Here is a 10,588-nt window from a genome sequence, read left to right on the forward strand (position 1 = left end):
AAACCCTTCGCGGACCAAGAGGTGGATTGATTTTATTAGGAAAAGACTTTGAAAATCCATTCGGAATAAAAACTCCAAAAGGAGAAATACGCATGATGTCATCTCTATTAGACATGGCTGTTTTTCCAGGAATACAAGGCGGTCCTTTAGAGCATACCATCGCTGCAAAAGCAATTGCCTTCGCAGAAGCTTTGAGCGACGAATACATGGAATATATCCTTCAGGTTAAAACCAATGCTCAAGCTATGGCAAAAGCATTTACTGATAAAGGATATAACATTATCTCTGGAGGAACCGACAATCACTTAATGCTGATCGATCTTCGCAACAAAAACATCAACGGAAAAGTTGCTGAAAGAGTTCTTGGAGAAGCAGGAATTACTGTTAACAAAAACATGGTTCCTTTTGATGATAAATCACCATTTACAACATCTGGAATTCGTGTAGGTACTGCTGCAGTAACCACTCGCGGATTAAAAGAAGAAGAAATGCAAACTATCGTTAACCTAATCGACGAAGCTTTAATGAATCCTGAAAATGAGGAGAAATTATCTGAAGTCCACGATGAAGTAAACGAATTGATGGAACGCTTTCCGTTATACAAATAATAACTTCAGGTTATACAAATAACATACACTAATTTTTTTTAGCCGCTCATTCCTGAGCGGCTTTTTTTATCCTAAAAGATCAAATTAGCTTATTTGGCTCAATAAAGATTTGATATCGAGCAGAGAATTCAGATCCTGGTTGTCTAAAATATCGTCACTATCAGAAGAATGATTTATAAAGTCTTCAGGTTTGTATTTGAAAATATCCCACTGTCCTTTATGATACTCCAGGGCAGTAAGGCTTTCTACCCAGTCGCCAGAATTCAGATAAAGAACAGTGCCATTATCTGATTTAATTTCCCTTATCTCCGGCTGATGAATATGACCACAAACTACATACTTATATCCCTTGTCGATAGCCAGGTCAGCAGCTGTATTTTCAAAATCATTAATAAATTTTACAGCATTTTTAAACTGCTTTTTAATACGTTGCGAAAAGCTCATTTTTTCTTTGCCGATGGTGGTAAGACACCAATTAACAAAGCTATTAAGCAGAATCAGGGAATCGTAACCTATAGCACCTAATTTGGCAAGCCACTTCGAATTCTGCATGGTGACATCGAAAATATCTCCATGAAAAAACCATGCTTTATTACCTCCCAAGTTCAGAATCAGTTTGTTTACCAGTCGAAAATTACCCATCTTAAGATCTACGAATTTGCGTAGCATTTCATCGTGATTCCCTGTAATATAATAAACCGCAGTACCATCCGATGCCATCTTCATAATCCTTCGTAAAACCTTCATATGAGAATCGGGCCAATACGATTTACTAAATTGCCAGATATCGATAATGTCACCATTAAGAATAAGTTTTTTTGGCCGAATGCTTTTTAGATAGCGAATTAACTCTTTGGCGTGACAACCATAAGTACCCAAGTGAACGTCGGAGATTACAACTAAATCTATTTCCCTTTTTGGCATGTATGTATCCTAAATAACAATACAAAGGTCGATAGATTAGTTGCCACATATATTAAATAATTATCAAGCTTAGGTTAAGCTTAGTCTCTAACCTGCAATTCGTTTCATAAATAATCAGTAATTTTAGCTGCCAAATTAATCTCTATGAAGCCACACAAAACAATCGGACTTAAAATTGTTGTTTTAAGTATCATCATTTTCAGTTCTGCATTTACTTTGATAAAATTTAAACAAGATGGACTGAATGTCGTTCAAACAACGTCAGGTTTAGTTTCAGGCGTAAAAAATACAGGCGGAGATGTTCTGTCTTTTAAGGGAATTCCTTATGCAGCAGCGCCTATTGGTAATCTTCGATGGAAGGCTCCGCAACCTGCAAAATCCTGGCAAGGTGTTCGGGTAGCAGATAAATTTGGAGCAAGCCCAATACAGGGCAAACCAGTTCCTTTTGGTGTTTATACTTCGGAATTTTTAATTCCTGAAACACCGATAGATGAAGATTGCTTGTACCTGAATGTGTGGACTAACGCAAAAACCAAGCAGGATAAGCGACCGGTTTTGGTTTGGATATATGGTGGTGGCTTCTCAAGCGGCGGTAGCGGAGTGCCAATCTACGATGGAGAAGCGATGGCTAAGAAAGATGTAATCTTTGTTTCCATCAACTACCGTGTAGGAATTCTTGGATTTCTGGCTCATCCTGACTTAACAAAAGAATCTCCAAATCATGCCTCAGGAAATTACGGTTTACTAGATCAAATAGCTGCTTTAAAATGGATAAAACAAAATATTCAAGCCTTTGGAGGCGACCCTGATAATGTAACTATTGCTGGCCAATCGGCAGGTTCTATGAGTGTTAACGCTTTGGTTGCATCACCTTTAGCGAAGGGTTTATTTGCCAAAGCTATCTCAGAAAGCGGATCTTTTTTATTAAGCAATTCAACTACATTGAAAGGTGCTGAAGAACAAGGTCAGAAATTAGCAGAGGCAAACTCACTTACCCTGAAACAATTACGCGAGATGCCAGCAGAAGCTGTACAAAAACTGCAAGGCCGCTTTTCGGTAATTATTGATGGCTACGTGCTGTCACAACCTGTCTCACAAATATTTGCTGAAGGGAAGCAAAACCAGGTTCCTGTTATAACTGGGTGGAACGCAGATGATTCATTCTCATCTGCAGTGCAAAAGAAAGAAGATTTTATTAAGCGTGCTCAAAATCAATATGGTGCTGATGCAGCTGAATTTTTAAAACACTATCCGGCTAATACAGATGCAGAAGCTGGTGCTTCAAACGTTAAAATCAGCCGCGATCAAACCTTTGCTTTATCAGGTTATAAATGGGGTGCTGTGCAAAGCGCTCAAGCTAAGAATCCAATCTATCTTTATTACTTTGGAAGAAAAGTTCCTGCTACTCCTGAGTTTGAAAAATACGGAGCTTTTCATACTGCAGAAGTTCCCTATGTATTAAATACTCTTAAGTTCTTAAACCGGCCATTACAACCAGCAGATCATGAATTAGCTGAATTAATGTCTTCCTATTGGGCAAACTTTGCTAAAACAGGTAATCCAAATAGCGAAGGGCTTCCTCTCTGGCCAGTTTATAAACCAAATGACGGTATCGTTATGATCTTTAATGAACATTCGATGGCTGGGGTACTTCCAGGTAAAGGTGGCCTGAACTTCCTTTTGTCGAGGACGGAAAAGGACTAAATTCACAAATAAAAATACCAACAGATGCAATATAGCTATTTTAAAAAAGCGTTAATTCTCGCTTTAACAATTCTCCTTTCGTTTAGTGCAAAAAGTCAAACACCACAGAATAGCAATCACTTAAAGATTGTCTATTTTGGTTCTTCTGTTCCATACGGACAAGGAGCAACTAACCTAAAAGGTTATACCAGCCTATTTTCAGATATTCTTAAGAACCGGGTCTCTACAAGTGGAATTGTTTGGGAAACAGCCAACATTAGTATCGGAGGAGATAATACAGTAAGGGTATTGAATAGATATGAAAAAGACTTCCTGCCTCAAAAAGGCAAATACGTCATTTTTGCATTGGCCTTGGGTAACGAAGGTATTCATGAACAAGGGCAGCCGATGTTTGATCAGTTTGAGAAGAACATGAAGATTCTGATCAATAAAGCAAGATCCGATGGTTATACTCCCATTATTACCAATAGCTATACTAGAAATGATTACAATGAAAAGGATTACAGTTTTATAAAAAAGATGAACCTGTTAATTCACCAATGGGATGTTCCAAGTATTAACTTACTGGGTGCAGTAGATGATCTTTCTGGCCATTGGATGGATGGGTTCTGGTCTGATGCTGCACATCCAAATGATGAAGGCCATGAAGAGATGTCTTATACAATTGTGCCTTCATTATTTGATGCGTTGGAAAGTAAAAAACCTATACCCGAAAAAGTAAAAGGATCATCTATTAAGTTTTCTAAAAACAAATCGCAGGGTAAGTACATAGCATTTACTCCTGAAAACATTGTTCATCCGTTTACAACGTCTATCAGCTTTAAAGCAAGTAATCCGGGAACTTTATTAGAGATTAATGATGTGGCAGGAAAAGGAACAATATCCATCAACGAGAACGGACAGCTTGTATATTCATCGGCTAAATCGGGCAACATCGCCGGAACTACAAAAGTTAATGACAATAAGTGGCATCAGGTTACTATCACGCATTATTATGCTAAAGGAGTTACCATGCTTTACAGTGGCAGCACACTACAAGGAACGTTGGATGAAAGACTTATAACTACTGGTATTAACATTGGAGGAGCAGACATTCCTAAAAAAGTAGCTTATAAAAACTGGCTATTCTATCGGTCGGCCATGAACCCGGACGAAATTGCTTACCTCGCAAAAGACTCCTTACTGAAGTCTAGTCTGGAACTATATGCGCCATTGGACGCAAAGAAAGTAAGTGTTTCTGATCCTTTAATTAACCTTGCTCAAAGCATGAATACCATTAAAGAAACTGCCAGTATAGGTAATTAACATCTTGATTATCTGCTATTTGTTTTTATACTGATCGTGCAAACCTTTTCCTTGCATAATGAGAGGAATTATTTTTTCCAGTCTCTTTTGCTTGGTTGCTTCTTGTTTGGCTTCGTTTATATATTCTATATATTCCTTTTTCCTTCCTGGTGTCAGAGATTCAAAAGAGGATTGAAATACCTTGTCGTTTTGTAACGCCACTTTTAAGATTCCCTCAGGTTTTGCGGGTTCACTTTTTTGAGGTTGGAGGGCCTTGCCGTCAATAATCGTTTGGATAGATTCTTGAATATATGCCAGTATTTTCTTCTCGTCCATTTTTTTGACATCAGTAAAACGCCATTGCCGGAGAGACTTGGTTTTTCCTTCTGATGCACTAACCAACACTTTTTCTTTGTCTTCTAAAAATACGCCATTGTAAAACCAAATGGAGAAGAATGATTTGAATCCACCCCAGCCAATTACATTTTTCCCCTGGAATGTATAAATATCTGTACCCCACTTAAATTCTTTCTTTAAAGGCGTCTGTACAATAATTTGATTCATGATTTCTTCGGCCGAAACCCATTGTTCACGATAGCTATCCCATCTCGGAGCTTTCTTATCTCTTAGCTTTTCTACATTATACAATACAATGCTCTCTATCAATTTTTGAGGCAAAGGTTTATCAAGAGGAATTTGAATCGCTCCCTTACTTGTTTTATAGGTTTGTAGCTCTGAGGCAAAATGTTGTATAGCATCAGGCCCGGGATAAAGACCTATGTGGTTTTTGAATGCTGCAAAGTGTATCAAATTACCATTGTAGCGAAATGTCGGCATTTGGTAGCTGAAGGTCTCTTCAGTCTCCGGTGGCACTACATTTCTGATAATAAGCAATAGTTTTTCTAAAATGTTTTTCTTCTCACTATCGAAGCCTTCTATATATTGTTCTATATGGGAATTTATTGTACTCATATCGTTATCAACAATAAATATATGAAAAACCCTTGCTTACATGCAAGGGTTTTATTTAGATGGGATTAACTCTAGACCCAGCTATATTTAATTAAGGTGAATATTAAATCCTTTCTGCCTGGAAACCGTTTTCTTCCAATACTGATTTTACTTCCTTTTCAGAAACCGCAGCAGTTACAGTTAAAACTTTGGGTGTATTTTCAAGGTCAACTTCCCAGTTTCCTTCACCAACTATTCTATTTAAACCAGACGTTACCTTAGTTACACATCCATCACATTTAAGAGTTGTTTTAAATTTTAATGTTTCCATTTTTTATAAATTATATTTAAAAATTCAGTTGTTTTATTTTTAAAGTTTTGCTGTTTTTAATCGTAAGCTATTACTAACCACAGAAACAGAACTCAACGCCATTGCCGCACCTGCGATCATAGGATCTAACAAAAATCCATTATAGGCATACAATACACCTGCAGCTAAAGGAATTCCTATTATATTGTATATAAAAGCCCAGAATAGATTTTGACGAATCGTACGAACTGTTTTCTTGGATAGGTTCAACGCTTTGGGAATGGATTGAAGATCGGATGTAATAAGTGTCATTTTAGCAACATCCATTGCAATATCTGACCCTTTTCCCATAGCAATACTTACATCTGCTTGGGCTAAAGCTTGCGAATCGTTAATTCCATCTCCCACCATTGCTACAACCTTCCCTTTACTTTGTAATTCTTTAACAAAATCTGCTTTTTCAGAAGGAAGAACTTCCGCCCTAAAATGCTTTATGCCTACTTCATCTGCAACGGCTGCGGCAGTCTGCAAATTATCGCCAGTAAGCATATAGACCTCAATTCCCATATTTTGCAATTGATTTACAGCCTTAGCAGAAGTTTCTTTTACCTGATCGGCAATGGCAATAACCGAGATTACTCTTCTCGAATCAGAGAAATAAATAACGGTATTGGCCAGTTTTTGAAAAGCATTTGTTTTCTCAAGTAGACTCTCACTGATTTGAATATTATGCTCATCCATGAGCTTTTTATTGCCGACATAGTAAAACATACCATTATATTCTGCCTTAACTCCTCTTGCTGTAATACTTTCAAAAGAGTTAAAACTTATACCTGAAACCTGCTGATCTTTTAACTCATTCACTACTGCCTCAGCTAAGGGATGTTCTGATTGAATTTCCATACTGTACAATACTTGTTTATACACTTCAAGATCCTCTTTTATTTCCCATTCCATGGCAGTAACCTTTGGTTTTCCTTCAGTGATTGTACCCGTTTTATCTAAAATCAAGGCATTTACTTTATATCCTAATTCTAAACTTTCGGCATTCTTAATCAGAATATTATGCTCAGCACCTTTTCCAATTCCAACCATTATTGCAGTTGGTGTAGCTAAGCCTAATGCGCAAGGACAGGCAATTACCAATACAGTAACCGATGTCAACAAAGCATAGGTAAATGCATTATCACCGCCAATTAGTATCCAGGTTAAAAAAGTAAGCAAGGCAATACCAATAACAATCGGGACAAAGATTCCAGCAATCTTATCTACCAGTTTTTGTACAGGAGCCTTACTTCCCTGGGCTTCTTGCACCATTTTTATGATATGTGAAAGCAAGGTATCGCTTCCTACCTTTTCAGCCTTAAATCGAAAGCTTCCTTTTTGATTTACTGTACCTGCAAATACTTCATCATTATTTTTCTTTAGGACAGGAATTGGTTCTCCACTGATCATGCTTTCATCAATATAAGACGATCCGGAAATCACTGTTCCGTCAACCGGAATCTTTTCTCCTGGTCTGACGATAATAACATCCCCTTGTATAACTTGAGACACCGGAATTTCCTCTTCTACATCATCAACCACAATCCGAACCGTTTTAGGTTGCAAGCCCATTAATTTTTTAATAGCGGTAGAAGTATTCGATTTCGCTTTTTCCTCCAGCAACTTCCCTAAAGATATAAAGGCAATGATTACTGCTGCTGCTTCATAATAGACATGAGCTTCTAATCCACGACTTTCCCAAAATTCAGGATACAGGGTATTAAAAACACTAAAGATAAAGGCAATACCGGTACTTAATGCTACCAAAGTATCCATATTTGCCTTTCCATGTTTGGCCTGCTTCCATGCATTGATGAAGAAATTTCTTCCAAACCAGAATAAAACAGGCGCTGTAAGAACCATGGATATCCAGTTACCATAAGGCAGATCCATATAAAACATTCCTATTAAAAATACTGGGAATGCAAAAATTGAAGCCCAAATGGTTCTTTGCTTTACTTGCTCATAATGTTTTAGTTGTATTTCTTCTTGCTGCTGTAAAGGATCTTCAGCATCAATTATTAGATCGAAACCAATGGATTGAATCACTTTCTGTAAATCGATAAGGTTTGTTACTTCCTCATCTATTTCAGCCCAAGCACTTTCATTGGCAAAATTAACACCTGCATCGATCACTCCAGATGAGGATTTAAGGCTAGACTCAATACTCACCGCACAGGAAGCACAACTCATCCCTGTAACAGGAAAACTTTTACGTATTGGCTTATTTAAAACTTCTGTTTCCATTATCTACTGCTTTAGTGTACCTTTTATTTTGTCTATACAAAGGTCACCAATAAGGCAGTGCGACTACTTACATAAATCCCATTCTCTTTTATATAATTTCATAAAGAAAATAGCTGTCGGCAATAAGACCAGCCTCTTAAGAACGACTATTATTAATGGAATCTAAGGATTTCCTTGAATTTTCAAGGTTTCTTGTGGATTTGAACTGGGTAGGTGTTTGGCCTGTTATTTTTTTAAACTGATTGGAGAGGTGTTGAACACTGCTATATCCTACTTTATAAGAGATCTCACTTAAAGTAAGTTCATCATAAAATAGGAGTTCTTTTACACATTCAATTTTTTGACGAATAATATATTGCTCAAGAGTAATACCTTCTACTGAAGAGAATAAAGAACTTAAAGAATTATAGTCCTGTTTTAATTCTTCTGACAAAAGCACTGACCAGTTTACTTTGACATCCACATAATCTGTATGATGGATCTTAGCGATAATGCTATTTTTCAAACGCTCAATTAAGCGTGATTTATCACTATCCAATAACTCGAAACCCAGGGATATCAACATTTCAGAAACTACCAATTTTGTCTTAGCATCTAAAGCTTCCTTAAGTTTTACTACTCCCAAGCCTACTTCCTCAGGGTGAATTCCTAATTCATTGAATCCTTGGCGAACAACTGATATGCATCGATCGCATACCATATTTTTTATATGTAGTTCTGGCATTTATCCAATTTACAATTTATTAGCAATATTCTCTTGCATAGCCAAAACCATTTCCTGATGGATTTTCTCTGCAACTTCAGGCTCGTATCTCAATCCAGGATCTAGAAAATACATGTGCAACACCCTTGAATACCTATAATTGAAAGGAGAAAGTAATACAATAGCAGATAATATGACTACTAGATAAAGATATACATTTTCAGAACCGCCAGAAAGCACCGAGGTTGCAACACCAAAAGTAACTATCTCTGCTACTGCCATGGCGTAACTAACGAACATGGATACATAAAAATAGCCCGGATGTCTTTCATAAAACAAATCACAATAAGGGCATCTTTTATACATAGTCTGACTCATTAAGCCTGGCTTAAACATATTCCCTTTACGACAACGAACACATTTGGCGTTCCACAGAGCTTTGCCAATAGGAACTAACTCATATTTAACAGCGGTATTTTGATGTCTCATAGCAATACAAAGATACGACTAAGAAAAACCTCCTCATTGTACTATTGTTAGTTTCTATGGCACTATTTACTTATTATTAAAACAATTTTATTTTTATCCCTCCATTAATTACCATACCATCCACAGGTGCATAAATATCTCTAAAGACTGGACTGGTTATATTACCAGTATAAATTGAATCAAATTTTGTTTGAAGAGTATTGGTCAAATTCTCAAAATTAATGAAGATAGAAAAACGTTCCCATAGTTTCTCAACCATTAGCCCTGTTGTCCAATACGCTTTCCCTGTAGTTCCATCATTTAACTTTTGTTTTCCGAAGTAATAAGCTTCTGCACCAATTTTCCATTGATCTTCTACCTCATACATCAACACATTATTCAATCGATGTTTGGATACAAGTGGATAAGCAGTATTGCTACTGTTTGTATGCTGGTTTACATCAGCAAATGTATATCCAACGAATAATTTAAAATCCTGATAAGTAATTTTAGCATTAGTTTCTATTCCCTTGGTATCTAAATTACCCTGTGGTTGTACATAAGCCAAGTCGTTGCTAGTGGAAGCAGTTAGTAAAATAGGATTATTGATTCTGGTATAAAAGAACAATTGATTCATGCTGAAACCAACTTCACCGTCCCATAATGTTGTGCGATAATTGATATCATAGTTGGCACCATATGAACGTTCGGCTTTTGTAGTAGCAACATCAATTGGCAGAACATTTCTGAATTGAACTCTTTCAGCATCTTCAGTAAAAACGCTTGGTGCCTTATAGCCCAAGCCGCCACCTAAACGAGTTGAGAAATGGTCATTGACTTTCCATAAACCTGAAATTCTTGGCAGAAAAAAGAAGCCATACTCGTTGTGATAATCTCCACGAATACCTGATTCAATTGTAAATTTCTCTGTTGCGTTCCATGTGTTTTGGACAAAACCGCCAATTGTTTTGTAATTATAGCTTCTTAAGGCAAAATCACTGTTCTGATCTTCTTTAAAGTTATCTGTAAGAAAGTTAATCCCTGCTACGAGGTCTGTTCTTTCATCATGACGATTGTAATTAGCTTCAGAATAAGTAGATAGCTGTAACCCTGAAAACAAATAATCAGGCAAACGAATACTACGGTCAAAGTAACTTACAGAATTACGAAAAACTAGCTTTGCTTTATCATTTAGTATATGTTCCAATTCAAGCTGTGTACTATATCGCTGTGTTCTGTTTTCTTCAAAATAAGAATGGGTAACACTGCCATTTCCTTTTAGATATTCCATATCACCTCCTATACGTTTTTCTATGGTGGTGTTCAATCCTACGGAAAGTTTAG

The 10,588-nt window shown here is 36.8% G+C and carries 9 protein-coding genes and 1 pseudogene; 3 read left to right on the top strand and 7 right to left on the bottom strand.

What is annotated here, in order from left to right; genetic code table 11:
* Positions 1–608, top strand: a pseudogene (glyA, locus tag ABWO41_RS10625) (serine hydroxymethyltransferase); the annotation flags it as partial.
* An 84-nt stretch (positions 609–692) separates the two neighbouring features.
* Here the strand turns inward: glyA and ABWO41_RS10630 are convergent.
* On the bottom strand, positions 693–1,532 hold the full coding sequence (locus ABWO41_RS10630) for a UDP-2,3-diacylglucosamine diphosphatase (protein WP_132223855.1): 840 nt from the start codon (positions 1,530–1,532) through the stop codon (positions 693–695).
* Between the two features lie 144 nt (positions 1,533–1,676).
* Here ABWO41_RS10630 and ABWO41_RS10635 point away from each other — a divergent pair, with 144 nt between their 5' ends.
* Positions 1,677–3,236 carry a carboxylesterase/lipase family protein gene (locus ABWO41_RS10635; protein WP_353137503.1) on the top strand — a complete coding sequence of 520 codons (1,560 nt, stop codon included), beginning with the start codon at positions 1,677–1,679 and terminating at the stop codon, positions 3,234–3,236.
* Positions 3,237–3,260: 24 nt separating this feature from the next.
* Entirely contained in the window at positions 3,261–4,541 is a 1,281-nt protein-coding gene (locus ABWO41_RS10640; protein WP_353137505.1) for an SGNH/GDSL hydrolase family protein, read from the top strand.
* Positions 4,542–4,556: 15 nt separating this feature from the next.
* On the opposite strand, the gene ABWO41_RS10645 is transcribed toward ABWO41_RS10640, so the two are convergent.
* The 6 genes from ABWO41_RS10645 to ABWO41_RS10670 all read right to left on the bottom strand — a co-directional run.
* Complete coding sequence (locus tag ABWO41_RS10645) at positions 4,557–5,492, bottom strand: DUF1801 domain-containing protein (RefSeq protein ID WP_353137507.1); 936 nt, start codon at positions 5,490–5,492, stop codon at positions 4,557–4,559.
* Between the two features lie 103 nt (positions 5,493–5,595).
* Positions 5,596–5,802: a heavy-metal-associated domain-containing protein gene (locus ABWO41_RS10650; RefSeq protein WP_353137510.1), complete on the bottom strand. Its 207-nt coding sequence runs from the start codon at positions 5,800–5,802 to the stop codon at positions 5,596–5,598.
* Between the two features lie 39 nt (positions 5,803–5,841).
* Positions 5,842–8,073 carry a heavy metal translocating P-type ATPase gene (locus tag ABWO41_RS10655; RefSeq protein WP_132223843.1) on the bottom strand — a complete coding sequence of 744 codons (2,232 nt, stop codon included), beginning with the start codon at positions 8,071–8,073 and terminating at the stop codon, positions 5,842–5,844.
* Positions 8,074–8,209: 136 nt separating this feature from the next.
* Entirely contained in the window at positions 8,210–8,797 is a 588-nt protein-coding gene (locus ABWO41_RS10660; protein WP_132223840.1) for a helix-turn-helix domain-containing protein, read from the bottom strand.
* Positions 8,798–8,806: 9 nt separating this feature from the next.
* A complete protein-coding gene (locus ABWO41_RS10665) occupies positions 8,807–9,265 on the bottom strand; it encodes a DUF983 domain-containing protein (protein WP_246012781.1) in 459 nt (152 codons plus the stop codon).
* Between the two features lie 76 nt (positions 9,266–9,341).
* On the bottom strand, positions 9,342–10,588 hold a 1,247-nt coding region (locus ABWO41_RS10670; protein ID WP_353137513.1), incomplete at its 5' end, for a TonB-dependent receptor plug domain-containing protein.

This window comes from Pseudopedobacter sp. (assembly GCF_040392825.1).
Classification (GTDB): Bacteria; Bacteroidota; Bacteroidia; order Sphingobacteriales; family Sphingobacteriaceae; genus Pseudopedobacter.